Origin of the sequence: Mesorhizobium sp. M0698 (genome assembly GCF_040320455.1) — a bacterium.
In the GTDB taxonomy this organism is placed as follows: Bacteria; Pseudomonadota; Alphaproteobacteria; order Rhizobiales; family Rhizobiaceae; genus Mesorhizobium.
In genome coordinates, this window is sequence record NZ_JAMYPQ010000005.1 from 248009 (window position 1) to 267499 (window position 19491).

The following is a 19491-nucleotide window of genomic DNA, read 5'->3' on the forward strand; positions in this document are numbered from 1 at the left end:
CAATGATCGATCTCGCCACGTTGATAGCTTATGTCGCGGTTGTGCTTGGCTTTGTCTTCATCCCGGGTCCCGCCACTCTTCTGACGGTGGCGCGGGCAACCAGTTCCGGAACCAGGGTGGGCATTGCGACCGGCGCCGGGATCGCGGCCGGCGACGTGGTTCACACCTTCATGGCGATCGTCGGCATTTCGGCGATCATTGCCACGTCGGCGGCGCTTTTCAGCATCGTGAAGTACATCGGCGCAGCCTACCTCATTTATCTCGGCATTCGCGCGATCATCGAGAAAACGCCGGCCTATCCGGCCGCCGGCGCACTTGCGATCCCCGCTGCCAAAGCATTTCGGCAGGCTGTTTTGACCGAGGTTCTCAATCCCAAGACCGCGCTTTTCTTCCTCGCATTTCTTCCGCAGTTCGTGCGGCCTGAAAACGGATCGGTGATGCTTCAACTGGCGATATTGGGCATCATCTTTGTTCTGTTGGGCCTCGTCAGCACGGTGGTTTTCGCCGTGGGTGCGGGCGGCCTCGGTGCATTCCTGCGCCGAAACCCGACGGTGCTGAGATGGCAAGGCAAGGCTGTCGGCGGTATCTATTGCGCCTTAGGCATCCGGCTGGCGCTGCAACAGCGCTAGGGTCTCGACAGGCGACGAGCCGTACGAGGCTTCGGATAATGGGCAGGCACAGCTGATTTTCCGCTCGCAATTGCAAAGGCCGCGCGCTACCCAGTGCGCGGCCTTTTCACAGCCGCGCCAACACACAATCACCCAGGGATCTGCCATGTTGCTCGTCGATGTCTATCTCGACAAATCGCCCATCCAGGGCATCGGCGTCTTTGCCAAGAACCACATTGCCCGCGGCACGCTGGTCTGGAAGCTCGACCCGAAATACGACCGGCGCATCGAGGTAGCGGCCTACGAGCGGGAAACCGGGCCGGTCAGAACCTATCTCGACCGCTACGCCTATCCGGACCGGCGCGACCCGAATTACATCGTCTTCGAAGCCGACGATGCGCGCTACATGAACCATGCCGACGACCCGAATTGCGACGTCTCGCAGCCGGAGGAGACCTATGCCTTGCGCGACATTGGGCCCGGCGAGGAAATGACCTGCGACTACAATCACTTCTTCGAAACCGGCTTCGACTTTCTCGGCGACCGCTGACGCAACGGCCGTCAGCTCGACGGCTTCTTGCGCGCCGGATAGCCGTTGGGGTGCGGCGGCACGGCTTTCAGGTAGGCGGCGATCGCCGCGCGGTCCTCCGGGGTCAGCACGGCCATGTTCCGCTGCACGTCGACCATTGCGCCGCCGACCGTATCGAAATCCGGCGTGAAGCCGGTTTCGAGATAGTTGGCGATGTCGGCCTCGGACCAGTCCGCGATGCCGCCCTCGCCCGACGTGATGTTCGGCACGATGCCGCTGCCTTCGGCGGCGGCCGCACCTGCCAGCCATTGGCTCTTCCTGGTGCCGCCGGCAAGATCCCGCGGCGTGTGGCATTCGCCGCAATGGCCGGGGCCTTCGACCAGATAGCGGCCTGTCAACACCGGATCCGGTGTGCCGTCGGGAAAGGAAACGACCGGCTGGTCACTCAAATAGAGCAGCTTCCACAAGCCAAGACCGCGTCGGACGTTGAAGGGAAATGCCAGCGAATTGGCGGGCGCCTTGCCGGCGACCGCGGGTAACGTCTTCAGGAATGCATAGAGATCGGCAATGTCGGCCGGCTTCATGCGCGCGTAGGAAGCATAGGGAAATGCCGGATAGAGATGCTCGCCCGACGGCGACACGCCCTTCAGCATGGCGTTGGCAAGATCCTCGACCGACCAGGCGCCGATGCCGTCCCTGGTATCCTGCGATATGTTCGGCGGCACGAAGGTGCCGAATGGCGTCTTGAGTTCAAGGCCGCCCGCCAGCTGAAGACGGGCGTCGCCTTGCGAGCCAGGCTTGGCATGACAGGATGTGCAGCCGCCGGCGTAAAAGATGCGCTTGCCCCTGGCGGCGTTGCCAGGACCAAGCTCAGCCAGCGTTGCGGCATCGAGCCTGACCGGAGCCGACAGGAACCAGCCGGCAATCGCGGCCGCGCCGCCCAGAACGAGGGCGGCGCCGACAAGTTTCTTCAGCAAGCGCATTGCCCGCTATCAGCCTTTTTTCACCCTGTAGTTTTGATGACAGTTGCCGCAGCCGCCGCCGATGGTGTTGAACTGCGCCTTCAACGCGTCGGCATCCGCAGGTGCTGCGGCGACCGCCGCCTTGACGTCGGCGAGGTACTTGCCTTCAGCCGTCTTGAACCCGGCCATGTCCTGCCAGATTTTTGGGGACGCAGTGGTGTCGCCGGTGTCGCTGCCCGACGGGAAAAGCGTGTCGACGCCGGCGTGGAATTTCTCGGCATTGACCTGCAGTGCCTGCAACGCCGTCAGCACCGAAGCGGCGTCGTAGGGCGTCTCGCCCTTGACCACTTTCGACAAGCCGGCGGCGATCTTGCCACGTTCCTTCATCAGGGCCTGCCGGTCGGCTACCGGGTCGGCAAATGCCGCCGAACCGGCGAAGGCGAGCATCGAGATGGCGAGGATAAGCTTTCTCATTCACTTGGCTCCATGTTGAAGGCAATTCAGGATGCGGCCCCACCCCGATGACAAACGGCAAGGATGGCTTAAAAATTCCGACGCTTCGCCTCACGCTTGCGTGAAATTTTTGCAGCTGTCGTTCTGATGCTGAAAAAGAAAAGCCCCGGTTCTGCCGGGGCTTTCTGGAACGGATCAGGCCTTTTCGTAGAGTTCGAGCACATAGTCCCAGTTGATGAGACTGTCGACGAAGGCTTCGAGATATTTCGGCCGGGCGTTGCGATAATCGATGTAATAGGAATGTTCCCAGACATCGACGCCGAGGATCGGCGTCGCGCCATGGACGAGCGGGTTCTCGCCATTCGGCGTCTTCGAGATCGCCAGCTTGCCGTCCTTGACCGAGACCCAGGCCCAACCCGAACCGAACTGGGTGGTGCCGGCGGCGATGAAGTCGGCCTTGAACTTGTCGTAGCCACCAAGGTCGCTGTCGACCGCCTTTTGCAATGCGCCGGGCAGCTTGTTGCCGCCGCCGCCCTTCTTCATCCATTTCCAGAAATGGATGTGATTGTAGTGCTGGGCGGCATTGTTGAAGAGGCCCGCATTCTTGCCGAAGGACTGTTTGACGGCCTCTTCGACCGACAAATCGCCCATGCCCGCCTCGGCGGCCAGCTTGTTGCCGTTGTCGACATAGGCCTTGTGGTGCTTGTCGTGGTGATATTCCAGCGTTTCCTTGGACATATAAGGCTGCAAAGCCTCGTAATCATAGGGCAAGGCGGGCAATTCAAAAGCCATCGGTCGTACTCCCTCGTGGAAAAATCCGGTGTCGATACCGGACTAACATAGGACTGGATTGGTCTGGAACAACTCCGGAAACGAAGCGCCGGCCGCTTTTTAGCGGGTCAGCCGGGCGAAGTCGAATGCGCCCATTCCCAATAGAGTTCGCGCGCCTTCTTGGCCACCGGTCCGGGCTGCAGATTGCGATCCTCGATACGGGTGACCGGCACGACTTTCGAGTGGTTTCCGGTCGAGAAGATTTCGTCCGCCTCCAGGAAATCGCGGATCGACAGCGTCTTTTCCGTCGTCGTGAAACCGTATTCGCCTAGCAGGGCCATGGTGCGCGCGCGGGTAATGCCGGACAGGAAGGTGCCGTTCGGCGCCGGCGTCAGGACATGGCCGTCCTTGACCAGGAAAATATTCGAGGTGCCGGTCTCGGCGACATTGCCCAGCATGTCGAGCACGAGCGCATTGTCGAAGCCGCGCATCTTGGCCTCTAGGATGGCCCGGCCGTTGTTGGGATAGAGGCAGCCGGCCTTGGCGTCGGTCGGCATGGTTTCGATGGTCGGGCGCCGGAACGGCGACACTGTCACCGAAAACCCCGCCGGCGAGATCATCGGCGATTCGTAGAGGCAAAGGCAGAAACGAGTCGAGGCCGGGTCGGCCGGCACGCCCATATAGCCGCCATGCTCGGCCCAATACATCGGCCTGATATAGACCGCCGTGTTGCCTTCGAATTTCTTCAGCCCGTCCCAGGTCAGGCCGACGATCCTGTCGGTGCTCATCGTCGGTTTCAGACCGAGCGCGATCGCCGAGGCATTTACCCGCGCTGCATGGCGATCGAGATCGGGAGCGACGCCCTCGAACCAGCGGGCGCCGTCGAACACGCTGGTGCCGAGCCACATGGCGTGACTGCGCGGCCCTAGAATGGCAACATTGCCCTCGTACCAGTCGCCGTCGACGAAGGTCCATGTCGCGGATTGCGCCGCAGTCGCCAGTGTCATTGCCAGGTTCCGTTCGATGCTTGTTGCGGCGCATTGGAAGATGCTTTGACAGCCGCCGTCAACCGGCTTGGCTGAGATTTGTTGAGGCCAGCGGGCTGGCGGATTGCAATCAGCGCTTGCGCCTTGCCTTACGCGGCCTCAAAACTGTCGAATGCAGTTCGCGGCTTACGTCTTCGACGCCTATGGCACGCTGTTCGACGTGCATGCGGCCGTGCGCCGTCACGCCGACCAGATCGGGCCGGACGGCCAGTTGTTGTCCGATATCTGGCGCGCCAAGCAGCTGGAATATTCCTGGGTCAGGACGCTGATGGGGGCCTATGCCGATTTCTGGCAGCTCACCGAGCAGGCCCTCGACTTCGCCCTGCGCAAGGTTCCATCCGCCGATGCCGGGCTGAGGGCGAAGCTGCTCGAGGCCTATTGGCGGCTGGACTGCTATCCGGAGGTACCGGCCGTGCTCAAGGCGCTCAAGGCATCGGGGGCAAGGCTGGCGATCCTGTCCAACGGTTCGCCTGAGATGCTGCAAGCGGCCGTCAAGTCCGCCGCGCTCGACCAGGTCCTGGACGACGTCTTTTCCGTCGACAGCGTCAGGCGCTTCAAGACCGATCCGTCGGTCTACGACATGGTCACCACGGGCTGGCGCCTCTATCCGGGCGCTGTCTCTTTCCAGTCATCCAACCGCTGGGACGTCGCCGGCGCCACCAAATTCGGCTTCAGGACAGTGTGGATCAACCGCGCCAATCAGCCTGAGGAATACCGGGATTTTCCACCGGCCCTGATCCTGCCGTCCCTTGAAGGTCTGGTCGCCGGGGGGTGACACCGGAAATGTTGCGTCGGCGCAACAGTGACGATCCGGTCACAGCTTTGCCTTTGTTTGTCCACCCTGCGGCCAGAATTGGAACCGCCTATCGCGCCGGGCATTGCTCGGGCAACCGCGCGCAACAGGACGCATTTATGCTTTGTTGCGATTTGAGACTTAAAAAAGGCAATCATGTTCACACCCCCATCGTCCTCTTTTCGCCTGAGCCGTCGCGGTTTTCTCAACGCAGCAGCCCTTGGCGCCGCCTCGGTCGCGGTCTCCAGTTGCACCACGCTGTCGCAACAACCGGTCGAGCCACCGCCGCCGACCTATGTCGAGCCGGCGCTCGGCGACTATGTGACGATGTATGGGCCGATGTCGGATGGCGGCTTCGAGCTGCCGGCCATACCGGCCGACAAGATCGACCCGCAGTTCCTGCGCCAGATCGTTGACGATCCGACCGGGCAGCAGCCGGGCACCATCGTCGTCGACACCACCAATCACTTCCTCTACCTGGTGCGCCCGGGCGGCCAGGCGATCCGCTACGGTGTCGGCCTCGGCCGCGCCGGCTTCGAATGGTCGGGCGATGCGGTGGTCCAATGGAAGCAGAAATGGCCGAAATGGACGCCGCCGGACGACATGATCGCCCGGCAGCCGGAGTTGAAGCCGTACAGCGCCGACAATGGCGGCATGCCCGGTGGGCTCAAGAACCCGCTTGGCGCGCGGGCGCTTTATCTCTTCCAGGGCAACCAGGACACGCTCTACCGCTTGCACGGTTCGCCGGAATGGCGGTCGATCGGCAAGTCGGTGTCGTCGGGCTGTGTGCGCCTGATGAACCAGGACATCATCGATCTCTATGATCGTGTGCCGAACAAGACCCCGGTCGTGGTGACGGCCGACATCGGTCAGCCGATGGTGGCGACAGCAAACCGCAAAGCCATCCCGATCGACGCTGGCGTGCCGGAAGGATCGATCCTGCTCGGCCCGATAAAATCGATCACAAACTCGATCTTTTGAGCTGGTCGAAAGCGCGGAGGCGGGATTGCTCACGGCTCCTGCTGGCTTTGCCGAGCGTCGGCTTGCCCGTGCCCGCTTTTAGGTCCGATGCTTATGCCGAGCCCCCCGATAGCCGACATTAACGCAACCAGCGTTCCCTACCCATTGCTGCCCGTCCTGGGCCGTTTCTCCTTCCCGAAACCCGACGTTGAGCGCAACCAGCGCTCCTGACCCTTGCCAGACATTCCAAGGCCAGTGATCGCGATCGTCGGCTATGGATTATTGTTTGCGGTCATTCAGCCCGACGGTTCGAGGCTGTTTGCGATGAGCGGAAGCGGACCTTCCCCGATGTGACCATACTGCGACGCCTCGGCTCGGAAGCGGAGCGTCCACTAGGGCGCCGGATCGCTTCGGATTGATTTGGCTAAGAGAGGTGGAAGCTGTTCGCGTCTATCCGCGACGTTGACCATAACAATTACCGACCATGATCATCTTGACATGCACAATAAGCAGTAGCCTGCGACCACGTTGACCCTTAGTCTGCAACCGTAGGCAACGGTTCAATACGGGTCATGGCAACGCAACTTACTCGGTCGGCGGTTCGCATTTACGGGGCGTTGTCTGCACTCGGAAATGACAGCGGAAACGTGCTGGAAGGGTTGCTGCCGTTCTTCGATCCGATCTTGCGCCGTCACAATGGCAGCAAACTCGACCCAGATGTCATCGCCGCAGCAATTCGCGATATGTACAAGTGGAACTTCAACTCCGATCTGGTCGAGACATTTGTCCCTTACTTAGAGCGTCACGGCTGGATTGTTGCTGACATCGCAGGTGCCAAGGATACCACGTATACGATTCAGATGGCTGACAACGGCGAGCCGGATGCATCCACTCAGACCGTTGAGGCTGAGCTACGCCGCATCGCCACTCAGTTTAAGGAGTTCTCCGAAGCGCTTTCGCCACTCACTACAATCCCCCGAGACGTCGAAGAGTTCGAGGACATCCTTGTCGAATGGCTCCTTTACGTCGAAGCGTTCAGCGAGAAGAGCATCGAGTTCAAAGCGGGCGTCAAACCGGATGCGTCAGGAAAGCTGCGGCAGGTAGTAGAAATCCCCAATACGACCTCCCTCCGAGACGAAGAGAAATTCCTGTGCGCGCGCTTCGTCAAACATGCAATCGAGGAGAACCAAGGCAGTGCTGAGGTACTTGCCCGGATTGCAGCTATCGGGCTTCTGACCGAGGTCGTTCAGGACTTTGTGAAGCCGGTGACCTCGGTCGATAAGACCGACCTCGTTGTCTATCTGGATGCGCCAGTTGCGATGGAACTTCTCGGTGTCTCCGGGAAGTTGGCGCGCGAGAACACTGCCCCTGTCGTGGCCGAACTCATCAGGATCGGGGCCTCGGTTCGAATTTTCGGGCAGAGCCTCGACGAGATAAAGAATAACCTGCAAGCCGTCTTGAAGAATCCGCGCCCTACAGGCCCGACTGCGCATGCCCTATTGAGGCGTGAGGTCTTGCGGGAGTATGTGAACGAGGTGTCGCGCAACCCTGCTCCCCTGTTGGACGCAGTGGGTGTGAAGGCTACGTATCGAACCCGGGAGCAGGCCATCCGAGCACCAGTTCTTTAACAAGGACAACTGGCAGGACCTTTACGGCAGGCTCAGTTACGCCGAGAATCCGTTGGCGCGTGAACACGACACCGACATCACTGCCTTCATTGTCAGACAGCGGCGGGGCAGAACTAGCCGAGACATATTCAAGTCGCACGCGGTCGGCCTGACTCGGAACGGTCTTCTTGCCCAAATTGTCCGCCGAGCGTGTGTCCAAATGAGCGGACTGCCTGACGAAACGGTGCCGCCCGTCGTTCATCGCCGCGTACTTGCGACCGCCATCTGGCTCCGCACAGGCATGGGGGCCGGTGATCTCAACATTCCAAAACGAATGCTGCTGGCAAGCTGCGAACATGTGCTCGCGATCCGTCCGGGAGTGGTAGCGGCCGTGAAGCGGCTCACTGATGCGCTGGGGGATGACGACAAGAGCCGCCAGCTCGATTTGCTGATTTCGCAGGATCGCAGCGCGCAGGCCCTCATGGATAAAACGCTAGGTGTGTCCAACGTCGTGACCGAGGAAAACCTCCCGCTTTTGTGGCAGGAGATGCTGCATCCGCACCTCGAAGAGGAACGTCAGAAAGGGCTGGAAGCGGTCAACAAGGCAAAAGCCGAAGGGAAAAAACGGTTAAACAAGGTCAATGAACGAATTGAGACGATACAGAAGGAGAGGGAGCAAGAAGCAACAATCTTGGGCGCAAAGCTGGAGGCCAAGCACCGTGAGGACCGTTATGCGATTGAGGCCCTTTGCACTGATGTCGAGGGGACCCTTCGCCGCAACAGAGCCGTCAGAATCGGCATTGGTGTGGTCTTGGGCTCGATCTTCTCTGTTCCGCTGCTGTTGGACACAACGCCAATAATTCGAGCGGCTTCTTTCGTTATTGGCTGGTTGCTGGCCTACCTTACTGCCACGGGTGGAAGGTTGCTCGGGATCAGCACCGATGAAACGCAGGCACTCAAAGCGCTGCATTCCGCCGCAGAGCGCAGGAAGCTAGTGAGTAAGCTCGACCAATTCGACGTTAGCTGGAACAAGACTGCTTTCGTCGTTGCGGACCAGCCGGAGCTACCCTCTCGTGATCGCGTCGATCTGTTCAGCTTGAGCAACGCCGGTAAGTAGAACCGCGTCGCAAGCGACGACGTTTTAGAAGGTGGCAGCGCAGACGCCTCCCCCGACGGTGATGACCCCTAAAGGCCGCCAGGCAAATGGTAGGGTGCACGCCTCATGATCGCAATGAGGCCACGTGACTGTTATGTCCGTCCGCGCTATCGAACGGCAAGTAATGGGATCGAGACATTCCGTTAGTAGCTGACCAATGACCGTTCGTGGCGCGATCGAGGCGATGCTGACTTCGCCTACTCAGCAGCTGCCAGCGCGGGTCAAACGGCTTGGTTGGGTCGGTCTTTCGCGTTCCCTCAGAGTCGCAAGAGCGTGGGGTGAGCGGTACTACATCGACCCGGCCAGACGCCATTCCAACCGCTGATCCGTCTCGACGGCTTTCGGCCGCGTTGGACGTTTCGCTAGGTCGCTTCGCCCGGCTTATGGAAGTTCGATCTCGCCGTCCACCACGTGGTTGAGGCCGGTGCCTTCCGCCGTCAGCGTCATGCGGACCTTCAGCTTCTTGCCGCCGATTTGCCCTTCGCGCACCGTCTCCTCGATCTTGCGCTGTGAGGTGACGCCGACTTCCTTCAGGAACTTGCGGATCGACATGTTGACGGCGTCTTCGCTCATGGCGGAACTCCTCTGTGTCCGGAAGGGATTGTAAGGGAAGGCAAGGGATCAAGGAAGCAGGACGGTGACGTACGGTTTTATTGAAATAGACCTCGAGCCGGGAGGAGACGTCGGGTCCTTAAACTTGATCGACCCCTGGCAGGAGGAGTGGAACCGATCGACGTCTTGCGCAGAAGGAGCACTATGACGGCCATCTCGGCCTTGATCTGACCGATCAGGAAAAGAGTGATCTGATCGAGTACCTCAAATCGATCTGATCAGCACTCGGCGCTTCTTTGGGTTCGATTGGGAGGAAAGACCATTAAAGAAGATCGTGGTGAGATAAATTGCGGGTCGGCACAACGTAAGCCAGGCCAAGCGCTGTCTCGCCGGAAATTTCTTAAGGCGTCGACGACCGGCGCGGCGATTTGCCGGTGCAGGTGGGCTTGCTTCCTGCATGACAGGTCAGCCTGCGGCGCGCGGCGCCGAAACAACCCCAAAGCCTGTGGCGCTTTATTAGGATGTTCCAAACAAAGGTCGCCGCTGCGCCGGGTGCACCCATTTCCTGAAGCCGAATGCATCCTAGATTGTCGCGGGTGAAATCAGCCCCGATGGTTGGTGCCGCTTTTACAAAGCACGGCCTGCCTGATCGGCAGAGCCCAGCGGAGACTTTCGTTGTCTGCTGCGCTGCGGGTGATGGTCTGCAGGCATCGCGTCGAGGATGTCGGGTCACATCAGGCATTCGACAAGTCCGGAGTCAGAGCCGAAGTGATCGACGATCTTTCCAACATTTGCCTTCGCGATTGACCCCTCCCCGTCAAGCACCCAAATATCAGCGTTCCTCCGGCGGCTTGAGGTGCCGAAACTGCATCAGCAGCAGCAGATCGTAAGCGATCTTCAGTGCACCGCAGATGAGGAGGGGCCAAGCCCGGAACGAGGCAGCGAACAGAGCGCCCGCCAGGGCGGGACTGGCTGCGGCAGCCAGGCTGCGCGGGACCGATGTGAAGCTCGCGGCGGCTGCCCGCTCCGCCTCCGTGACGACCGCCATGACGTAAGATGAGCGCGTCGGGACGTCCATCTGCGAAAGCGCGGCACGGATCAGCAGCAGGGCGAGCGCCAGAGGGAGCGTCGGCGCAAGGGCCGCCAGGATCAGGGCGATGCTGGACGGAATGTGTGTGAACACCATCGTGTTGATGAGTCCGATGTGCCGCGACAGCCAGGCGGCAACGGGGAATGAGAACGCCGAAAGGACGCCGGACCAGAAGAAGAAAAAGCCCGCTTCCGAAAGCGACAGGTCGAATTTTTCGAAAAGCCACAGGGCAAGCAGCGACTGGACGAGGAAGCCGCCGGCAAAGGCATCAAGGCTAAAAAGGGCCGCAAGCTTGAAAACGATATTCCGCGAGGGGCCAAGCGCGGACGTGCTGCCGGAGTCCGACGTTGGACGGCGCTGCGGGATCTGCGCGTAAAGGAGACCGCCGAGCAGGCCCAGCAACGCATAGAGCACGAACATCGCCTTGATGCCGGTGAGTTGATCGAGGCCGGCTGGAGCCAGAAGATCAGGTGTCACCGAAGCGAGCGCGCCAACCGCGGCTGCGAGCGCACCCACAAGGCTGTAGCGCGCGAACATCTTGGTCCGCGCGGCGTCGGTGACTTCGCGTGTGAGCACGGCATGCTCTAAGGGCACGAATACGCTGACGCTGCCGGCCGACGGGTTGATGGTGCCTGCGAAGGCGATCACCAAAAGCAGCGCGTAGTCGTGGACCACAGCAAAGGCCACACCCGTGGCGACCATCAGACTGGCGGCGGCAAACAGGAGTTGGCGGTGATCGTGTCGGGCACCAAGGAGTCCGACGGCGATGGTTAAGAGCGCTGAACCGAGCAGCGATCCGGTTGCTATGATGCCGACCTGCAGAGGCGCGAAGCCTAATGCGAGGAGATAGACCGGCAACAGAACGGCCACAAAGCCGTCGCCCATGTCGCGCAAGGCTCGGGCCGCAAAAAGAAAAGTCGCCGGGCGGATCTGCTGCACTGATCTAGCCTGCCCTCATCACCTGCGTTGGCGTCACCGGCTTTGGCAGCGTCGCTCGACAGGGCCGGAAGATCATGACGGAGTCGCGTTAGACATTCCAGCGAGGCGAATATCGGTTTCAATCCTCAGGCTGCCGCCCAACAATGCTGATTCATATCGTGTCAAGGCTTGCAACGACCGAAGACGCAACTGGCGCATATTGCGCTTGGCTGTCAAGGTCGGGAATAGGGTCAGAACCTGCCCGTGACCTTGCATACAGGACGTGCGGACACCAAGCTCCACCCACTTCACCGTGCCGAGCGTCATATACACCAACGCGTCGCCCCGGTTGTCCTCAGGTAGTCCTCAAGTTGGCCCGCGTGAATTCGCGGCGCGGGACGGCGGCAGCGGAGATGGCGGCGCGCTCTGTCTCGAAGATGTCCTGCGTCTGTCGCAACCTGAAAAGAAGGCTGCCATCGCGGAAGAAGTTCCGTCAGATCGTGGTCGCGGACGCGGACGTTGCGTGGCAGTCATGACCAATTGAACCGGACAATCCAACCTACCCACGTCTTACCAAGTTAGGACCGGTGATCCCAGCAGCGCCCTCCGCGACAAATTCGAACCTGGCTATCAAGCGTCACCGCCCTGGGCGGCAGGGAAGATTCGTCGCCTGATGCGCGAACACGATCTACAGCCGAGGATCAGGCGGCCCTTTGTCGCCACGACCGGATAGCGATCACGACCGCCCTTCCGCAGTCCCTGTACGACTCACTTGCGAAACGCAGCCGGTGCACGGTCTTCACCTCCAGCCTGATGATGCCCTTCAGAGGCTTCGGTGATTTTCTCGTATTCCGATTGCGACATCTCTGGAAGACGTCGGGTAAAGGCCACCATCGCCCATAGCTCTTCCTGGTTGTGCGTTGAACCAAACGCAGGCATCCCGGTCATTTTAATGCCGTTTTGCATGATCCAATAGAGCTCAGCATCATCCAACAAGGCGTAATCGAGTCGACCGTCGGCATGTACGGCGATTTGCAAGGTATCGCTGGAAAGGTGATGCAAGAGATTGAGTGCTTAGAGCTCCTGGCCATTGAAGCATCTCCGCCCGATGCCGAATAGGCAATCGGTATGCAGCTCAACAGGAAAACGTCGTCCACACGGGTGCGCACCTCAAGGTGTTGGACGAAACGCCCAGATTGCCGGCAGCTGCTCTCCGCCCGCTCGAACCGCGAGAAGAAGCAGGTCAAGCGCGGGAACAAAGAGCGAAGTGCGCGCACCGGACACAGTCGGAATCTGCGCGATGCGTCGATATGGCGGGTCCCGGGTATCCAGCACGTCAATGAATCCGTCTCCGCAGCTGATGTAGGCTCGCTGCCGTTTCGAGTCGACGAAAACATCGTCGGCATCACCGCAAATCTTCGCAGTCGCGACGAGCGAACCGTCTCCCATGGAGAAGATGCCGAGCCACGCAGGGTGGCGAAAAGCTATAAGGACGTGCTGGTGAGGGTCGTCCAACGCCATCGGAAAATTACCGGCCAAACCGGCGGTCGGCCAGCTTGCGATTTGAGCCAGTGATGTGCGGTCGACGACCGCGATTGAATGAACGTCCGGCAGGTTCACAAAGACGTGGCTCGTCCTCGCGTCGAGCTGAAAACTTTCGGGATGCGCCTTTAGCGGCACATCGCCGGTTTTCCGGTTAGTCGTGGGATTGATGACAGCCAGCGCACCGCTGCCATACCCCACAAAGACCCGATTGGTCGCGCTATCCACGCGAACATTGTCGGCATCTTCCCCTAGGTCGACTTTGCCGATAGCGGCATAATCGGCTCCTCGAAACAATCGAACCGAGCCGTCGCCGGCATTCGCGACATACAGGGTGTCGGTCCCTTGCAGGTAGCCGACACCTTGTGGTTCCCGTAATCCCTTGATTGTGCGAAGCACGGTTCGATGGGTGAGATCGACCACCGCCATGCTGTTGTTGCCGAGTTCTGCAACGAACAAGCGCCGCCTCTTTAAATCGATCGCCATGTGATCGATGCGGCCGCGCACATCTCCGAGTGGGATTCTGGCCTCGAGCCGTAATGGCGGCTCCGTGCCTTGGCCCGCAGCGTCAAACGTCGCAACCGGCAGGTTTGCCGCAGCCATCAAAGCAGTTGCGACAATTCGCGACAATAAGTGAAGTGCAATTGAAAGGAACCTGCCATCCACGCGCGCCATCCCTCAATAGGATCTTGCGCAGTGCTTGACGGAAGCCGTCTGAAGGGGAGACTGCTCATCCCCTCAGTTCAGATTAGGCCAATGACCTCTTGATTACAAGCGACGGGCAATTGGATAGTGTCGCGGATTGAACTTCGGTTTTGGGTGGTCGACTCCGACCGTTCGACCTCTGATGTCCAGCATCAGATTTTTACCCTGACGTAACCAAGCGATAGCGGCACTGATTACTGATAGCGCCGAGCCAAGGACGCAGCTATGCCCGCTGATGGTCGTATCAGGCTGTAGCGCGAACGGCAGGTTTGGAGAAACGCAATGAAGGTCGGCAAATGGCGCATAGCCGCCGTCCTCTGTCCACCAGATCTGGCTGCTGGCGCTTGATGCCAAGACAGAATTTGCCAACACAGATGCCCGCCTTCGGGTCCGATGCCCCCTCACCGCCCCCTGGACAGGCTCCCCAAAATCCCGCGGACGATCGCTCGTCCGACCGACGAGCCGACCGAGCGCACGATGGATTTGATCGCCGCCTCCGCCACCGTCTGGCGGTTGGAGGGGCGCGGCGCGCGGCGGCCGCCGGTCGGCTGGGGATCGTCATTGCCGAAGCCGGGAATGGTCCAGCGCGAACGGCCTGCGTCCTGTTGCTGCGCCTGTGCCTCCTGGGCGTCCTTGGCCTTCTTCTGCAGCATCTCGAAGGCCGATTCGCGATCGACGGTCTGGTCGTACTGTCCGGCAACCGGGCTCTCTGTGATCAGCTTGCGGCGCTCGTCGGGCGTGATCGGGCCAAGGCGCGAGGACGGCGGGCGGATCAGCGTTCGCTGCACCATGGACGGCACGCCCTTGGCTTCCAGCGTCGAGACAAGCGCCTCGCCGGTGCCGAGCTGCGTGATCACGGTTGCGCAGTCGAAATCGGGATTGGGTCTGAACGTCTCGGCCGCCGTCTTGACGGCCTTCTGTTCGCGCGGCGTATAGGCACGAAGTGCGTGCTGCACGCGGTTGCCGAGCTGGGCCAGCACCGTTTCAGGGATATCCAGCGGATTTTGCGTGACGAAATAAACGCCGACGCCTTTCGAGCGGATCAGCCGGACCACCTGCTCGACGCGGTCGATCAGCACCTTCGGCGCGTCGTCGAACAGAAGGTGTGCCTCGTCGAAGAAAAAGACAAGCTTCGGCTTGTCCGGGTCGCCGACTTCCGGCAGTTCCTCGAACAGTTCCGACATCAGCCACAGAAGGAACGTCGCATAGAGCCGCGGATTCATCATCAGCTTGTCGGCGGCGAGCACGCTGATGGCGCCGCGTCCATCGCGCGTGGTGCGCATGATGTCGGATATCCGCAATGCCGGCTCGCCGAAGAAATTCGCGGCTCCCTGCTGCTCCAGAACCAGCAGCGTGCGCTGGATCGCGCCGACCGAAGGCTTGGTCACATTGCCGTAGCGGGCGCCGATCTCTTCGGCGCGGTCGGCGATGTTGGCCAGCAGTGACTGCAGGTCCTTCAAGTCGAGCAGCAGAAGGCCTTCCTCGTCGGCGATGCGGAAGGCGATGTTCATGATGCCTTCCTGCGCCTCGGAGAGGTTCATCAGCCGCGACAGAAGCAGCGGCCCCATCTCCGAGATGGTGGCGCGGATCGGGTGGCCCTGCTCGCCGAACAGATCCCAGAAGATGACCGGGAATTCCTGGAATTCGTAGGGATCGAGCTTGACCTGCTCGGCCCGCTTGACCAGGAAATCCTGCGCTGTGCCCATCATGGCCATACCCGACAGGTCGCCCTTGATGTCGGCGCAGAATACCGGCACGCCGGCATTGGAGAAACCCTCGGCCAATATCTGCAGGGTCACCGTCTTGCCGGTGCCGGTCGCGCCGGTGACCAGGCCGTGACGATTGCCATACTGCAGCAAAAGCTGTTCGGGCCGCTGATAGCTGTCGTCCGGCTTGCGGCTGGCCCCTATGAAGATACTGGTATCGTCGGCCATGTGTCCGGTCTCCGCAAACCTATAGGGTTGAATGCCCTGATCCCTTGAAGAAAAGGGAGCCCCGCCGCAGGTATAGTGAGGCCATTGCGCAGCGACAATGGGCACCGTCGAAAATGGCTTTTGGAGCTTGCGGAACCTGCCCATGTTTGGCAATCGGTTGACGGTCACCGTCACGGAAGGCGTGTTGCACGGCATGTGTGCTGCATTGTGATATCGGGCCGGGGACCGTAGACTGACATAGTCGGCCGCTGCGGCCGCTAGAACGAGGAGAACCGATGGGCGCCGGTGCCTTGACCCAGGATGCCGAACTTCCGAACGTCGACCGGCAACGATGGCTGGCGCTGGCGGAGAAGGCGCTGGCCGGCGGGTCCTTCGAGGAAAAGCTCGTCTCGCACACGGACGACGCCATCCGCATCGAGCCGCTCTACGAGCGTTCGGTAACCGCCGAGCCTGTCGTGCGCGCCAACCCGGGATCACCGTGGATCGTCAGCCAGCGCATCGACGATCCGGACATAGGCCGCGCCAGTGCGCAGGCGCTGGAAGACGTCGCGCAGGGTGCCACCGGACTGTCGCTTGTCTTCGAGGGTGCGCCGAACGCCTTCGGCTATGGCTTGCCGAGGACGGCGGAGGCGCTGGAGGGCGTGCTCGACGGCGTGCCGCTCAACCGCATCCAGATCCGCATCGACGCCCATCCCTGGAGCCGTGCCGTGGCCGACTGGCTGGTGGCGTTTTTGACCAAGCGCCGCTCCGACCCGGCAAAGCTCAACCTCTCCTTCGGCATAGATCCGGCGGCGATCTTTGCCGGGACCGGCAGGCTGCGCATGTCGATCGAGGCTTTACAGGCTTCGATGCCGCAATCGCTGGCGCATTTCTTTTCGATGGGTGTGCCCGGCGTGCTGCTGGAGGCCGACGGGCGGGTATTCCACAATGCCGGCGCCACCGAGGCGCAGGAGCTTGGCACCATGCTCGCCTCGGCCGTCTCCTATTTGAGGCTGTTCGAGAAGGCGCGCCAGCCGCTCGTCTACGCGGCGCCGCATATCGGTTTTGCGCTCAGCGTCGACCAGGACCAGTTCGTTTCGACGGCCAAGGTCAGGGCGTTGCGCAGGCTGTGGGCGCGTGTCCAGGAGGCCTGCTCGATACCGCCCTCCACCGCCAGCATCCATGCCGAAACCTCCTTCCGGATGATGACGGCGGCCGACCCGGAAACCAACATCCTGCGCACCACCATCGCCGCTTTCGCGGCTGCCGCCGGCGGCGCGGATTCGATCGCCATCCTGCCGCACACGATCGCGCACGGCCTACCCGCGGGTTTTGCTCGCCGCGTTGCCCGCAACGCGCAACTGATCATGGCCAATGAAAGCCACATCGACCACGTCGCCGATCCGGTTTGCGGTTCGGGCGCCGTCGAGGCGCTGACTTCGGAGCTCTGCGCGGCGGCCTGGCAAGAGTTCCAGCAGATCGAGGCGGAAGGCGGCGTGCTGTCCAGCCTCGAGCAAGGCCATATCCAGAAACGCGTCCAGGCAGCTTCCGCCCGCCGCAACACTGCCTACCAGGCGGGCGAACGGGCGATCGTCGGCACGACGCTGCACCCGTCGAAGACTGAGCGTCCGGTCGAGACGCTGGCGGCGGAGCGGCGGCCTGCCTTCACCGAAGGCGTTGCGGTGTGCGAGCCGCTATTTCCGATCCGCATCGATCAGTCGATCGGAGCCGTACCATGATCCCGGATTTCAGCCAGATCGGCTGGTCGCCGCCACGGCGGGTGCCGGTCGAGGTCAAAGGCCAGCGGATGACGCCGGAAGGCATTGCCGTCAAGCATCTCTACAACCAGGGCGATCTCAAGGGCTTGCCGCACCTCGATACCTATCCGGGCCTGCCGCCTTTCGTGCGCGGCCCCTATCCGACGATGTATGTCCAGCAACCCTGGACGATCCGGCAATATGCCGGCTTCTCGACGGCCGAAGAGTCCAACGCCTTCTACCGTCGCAACCTTGCCGCCGGCCAGAAGGGCCTGTCGGTCGCCTTCGATCTCGCCACGCATCGCGGCTACGACAGCGACCATCCGCGCGTAGCCGGCGATGTCGGCATGGCCGGCGTCGCCATCGATTCCATTCTCGACATGCGCCAGTTGTTCGACGGCATCCCGCTTAACGAGATGACGGTATCGATGACGATGAACGGCGCGGTGCTGCCGATCATGGCGCTCTATATCGTGGCGGCGGAGGAACAGGGCGTCGCGCAGAAGGATCTCACTGGGACCATTCAGAACGACATCCTGAAAGAGTTCATGGTGCGCAACACCTACATCTATCCGCCAAAACCTTCGATGCGGATCGTGTCGGACATTTTTTCCTACACGTCGAAGCACATGCCGAAGTTCAATTCGATCTCGATCTCCGGCTACCACATGCAGGAGGCAGGTGCGACGGCGGACCTCGAGCTCGCTTACACGATTGCCGACGGTATCGAATATGCGCGCGCCGGCGTCGCGGCCGGTCTCGACATCGACCGTTTCGCGCCGCGCCTTTCCTTCTTCTGGGCGATCGGCATGAATTTCTTCATGGAAGTCGCGAAGCTGAGAGCAGCGCGCCTTTTGTGGGCCAGCCTGATGCTGAAGAACTTTTCGCCGAAAGACGAGCGCTCGCTGTCGCTGCGCACCCATTGCCAGACTTCGGGCTGGTCGCTGACGGCGCAGGACCCCTACAACAACATCATCCGCTCCATGATCGAGGCGATGGCGGCGACTCAAGGGCATACGCAGTCGCTGCACACCAATTCCTTCGACGAGGCAATGGCGCTGCCGACCGACCATTCGGCCCGCATCGCCCGCAACACACAGCTCATCCTGCAGCAGGAATCCGGCACGACGCGCATCATCGACCCGTGGGGCGGCTCCGCCTATGTCGAACGGTTGACGCATGATCTGGCGGCGCGTGCGCTTGCGCATATCGAGGAGGTCGAGAGCCTCGGCGGCATGGCCGCGGCGATCGAAAAGGGCCTACCGAAGCTGCGCATCGAAGAGGCTGCCGCGCGCACCCAGGCGCGCATCGATTCCGGCGAACAGATCGTGGTCGGTGTCAATGCTCACCGTCCCGGCACGGACATCGAAGTCGACGTGCTGAGGATCGACAATGCCGAAGTCAGGGCGCGGCAATTGTCGAAGCTGCAGCGGCTGAAAGGCACGCGTGACGTCGCCGCCGTCGAGAGCGCGCTCGATGCGCTTACCCGTGCTGCCGGGAGTAACGCAAACCTGCTGGAATTCGCCATCCGGGCCGCACGCGCCAACGCCACGGTCGGCGAGATTTCGCTGGCGCTGGAAAAGGTTTTCGGCCGCCATGTCGCCTCGGTGCAGACGATCTCCGGCGTCTATCGCAACGCGCTCGGCGACAATCCGGTGGTCGACCGGCTGCAGGACAAGATCGTAGCGTTCGAGGAAAAGTCCGGCGGCAAGCCGCGCATTCTGGTCGCCAAGATGGGGCAAGACGGCCATGATCGCGGCCAGAAAGTGATCGCCACCGCCTTTGCCGACCTAGGCTTCGACGTCACCGTCGGGCCGATGTTCCAGACGCCGGACGAGATCGCCAGGCTGGCCGTCGAGCATGACGTGCACATCGTCGGCGCCTCGTCGCTTGCGGCAGGCCATTTGACGCTCATTCCCGAACTCAAACAGGCGCTGAAGAAGCTCGGCCGCGACGACATGCTGATCGTCGCCGGCGGCGTCATCCCGCCGCAGGATTACGACTCAGTCCGGCAGGCAGGCGCCACTGAAATCTTCCCGCCCGGCACGGTTATCCCGGAAGCGGCGGAGCGGCTGATGGATCGGCTGCTGCAGGCCGGCTGACGCTTTGTTATAATGTCTGTTGTAACA

General features: G+C 61.3%; 17 protein-coding genes. 8 read left to right on the forward strand and 9 right to left on the reverse strand.

What is annotated here, in order from left to right; genetic code table 11:
* Positions 1–2: 2 nt before the first annotated feature.
* Together NKI16_RS14250 and NKI16_RS14255 are read left to right on the forward strand one after the other, a co-directional pair.
* The gene (locus tag NKI16_RS14250) at positions 3–629 is read left to right on the forward strand and encodes a LysE family translocator (protein WP_352622483.1); all 627 of its coding nucleotides are present in this window, start codon (positions 3–5) and stop codon (positions 627–629) included.
* A gap of 145 nt (positions 630–774) precedes the next feature.
* Positions 775–1158 carry an SET domain-containing protein gene (locus NKI16_RS14255; RefSeq protein ID WP_023677847.1) on the forward strand — a complete coding sequence of 128 codons (384 nt, stop codon included), beginning with the start codon at positions 775–777 and terminating at the stop codon, positions 1156–1158.
* A gap of 11 nt (positions 1159–1169) precedes the next feature.
* Here NKI16_RS14255 and NKI16_RS14260 read toward each other — a convergent pair whose 3' ends face one another.
* The 4 genes from NKI16_RS14260 to NKI16_RS14275 all read right to left on the reverse strand — a co-directional run bounded on the left by NKI16_RS14260 (position 1170) and on the right by NKI16_RS14275 (position 4330).
* Entirely contained in the window at positions 1170–2120 is a 951-nt protein-coding gene (locus NKI16_RS14260) for a cytochrome c (protein WP_352782829.1), read from the reverse strand.
* 9 nt (positions 2121–2129) lie between these two features.
* Positions 2130–2573: a c-type cytochrome gene (locus tag NKI16_RS14265; RefSeq protein ID WP_023677849.1), complete on the reverse strand. Its 444-nt coding sequence runs from the start codon at positions 2571–2573 to the stop codon at positions 2130–2132.
* Positions 2574–2747: 174 nt separating this feature from the next.
* Positions 2748–3344: a superoxide dismutase gene (locus NKI16_RS14270; RefSeq protein ID WP_023677850.1), complete on the reverse strand. Its 597-nt coding sequence runs from the start codon at positions 3342–3344 to the stop codon at positions 2748–2750.
* A 107-nt stretch (positions 3345–3451) separates the two neighbouring features.
* Positions 3452–4330: a branched-chain amino acid aminotransferase gene (locus tag NKI16_RS14275; RefSeq protein ID WP_023677851.1), complete on the reverse strand. Its 879-nt coding sequence runs from the start codon at positions 4328–4330 to the stop codon at positions 3452–3454.
* A gap of 151 nt (positions 4331–4481) precedes the next feature.
* Between NKI16_RS14275 and NKI16_RS14280 the strand changes: the two genes are divergently transcribed.
* From NKI16_RS14280 to NKI16_RS14295, 4 genes are all read left to right on the forward strand, one after another.
* Positions 4482–5144: a haloacid dehalogenase type II gene (locus tag NKI16_RS14280; RefSeq protein WP_023677852.1), complete on the forward strand. Its 663-nt coding sequence runs from the start codon at positions 4482–4484 to the stop codon at positions 5142–5144.
* A 174-nt stretch (positions 5145–5318) separates the two neighbouring features.
* The gene (locus tag NKI16_RS14285) at positions 5319–6143 is read left to right on the forward strand and encodes a L,D-transpeptidase (protein WP_023677853.1); all 825 of its coding nucleotides are present in this window, start codon (positions 5319–5321) and stop codon (positions 6141–6143) included.
* Positions 6144–6694: 551 nt separating this feature from the next.
* On the forward strand, positions 6695–7750 hold the full coding sequence (locus NKI16_RS14290; protein WP_031213483.1) for a hypothetical protein: 1056 nt from the start codon (positions 6695–6697) through the stop codon (positions 7748–7750).
* A gap of 199 nt (positions 7751–7949) precedes the next feature.
* Entirely contained in the window at positions 7950–8846 is an 897-nt protein-coding gene (locus NKI16_RS14295) for a hypothetical protein (protein ID WP_352569880.1), read from the forward strand.
* Between the two features lie 420 nt (positions 8847–9266).
* Here NKI16_RS14295 and NKI16_RS14300 read toward each other — a convergent pair whose 3' ends face one another.
* The 5 genes from NKI16_RS14300 to NKI16_RS14320 all read right to left on the reverse strand — a co-directional run bounded on the left by NKI16_RS14300 (position 9267) and on the right by NKI16_RS14320 (position 15626).
* Entirely contained in the window at positions 9267–9458 is a 192-nt protein-coding gene (locus NKI16_RS14300; protein ID WP_023679340.1) for a DUF6494 family protein, read from the reverse strand.
* Between the two features lie 811 nt (positions 9459–10269).
* Positions 10270–11412 (reverse strand): MFS transporter, encoded by a 1143-nt coding sequence (locus tag NKI16_RS14305; protein ID WP_245274795.1) that lies wholly within the window; start codon positions 11410–11412, stop codon positions 10270–10272.
* Positions 11413–12213: 801 nt separating this feature from the next.
* Positions 12214–12483 (reverse strand): c-type cytochrome, encoded by a 270-nt coding sequence (locus tag NKI16_RS14310; protein WP_352532616.1) that lies wholly within the window; start codon positions 12481–12483, stop codon positions 12214–12216.
* 132 nt (positions 12484–12615) lie between these two features.
* Complete coding sequence (locus tag NKI16_RS14315) at positions 12616–13653, reverse strand: YncE family protein (protein WP_245274791.1); 1038 nt, start codon at positions 13651–13653, stop codon at positions 12616–12618.
* 440 nt (positions 13654–14093) lie between these two features.
* On the reverse strand, positions 14094–15626 hold the full coding sequence (locus NKI16_RS14320; RefSeq protein WP_352569882.1) for a helicase HerA-like C-terminal domain-containing protein: 1533 nt from the start codon (positions 15624–15626) through the stop codon (positions 14094–14096).
* A 275-nt stretch (positions 15627–15901) separates the two neighbouring features.
* Here NKI16_RS14320 and NKI16_RS14325 point away from each other — a divergent pair, with 275 nt between their 5' ends.
* Both NKI16_RS14325 and scpA read left to right on the forward strand, forming a co-directional pair.
* The gene (locus tag NKI16_RS14325) at positions 15902–17344 is read left to right on the forward strand and encodes a methylmalonyl-CoA mutase subunit beta (protein ID WP_352569883.1); all 1443 of its coding nucleotides are present in this window, start codon (positions 15902–15904) and stop codon (positions 17342–17344) included.
* Positions 17341–19464, forward strand: a complete 2124-nt coding sequence (gene scpA / locus NKI16_RS14330) for a methylmalonyl-CoA mutase (protein WP_352923022.1) — start codon at positions 17341–17343, stop codon at positions 19462–19464. The genes NKI16_RS14325 and scpA overlap by 4 nt, the downstream gene beginning before the upstream one ends.
* The last annotated feature ends 27 nt before the right edge of the window (positions 19465–19491 follow it).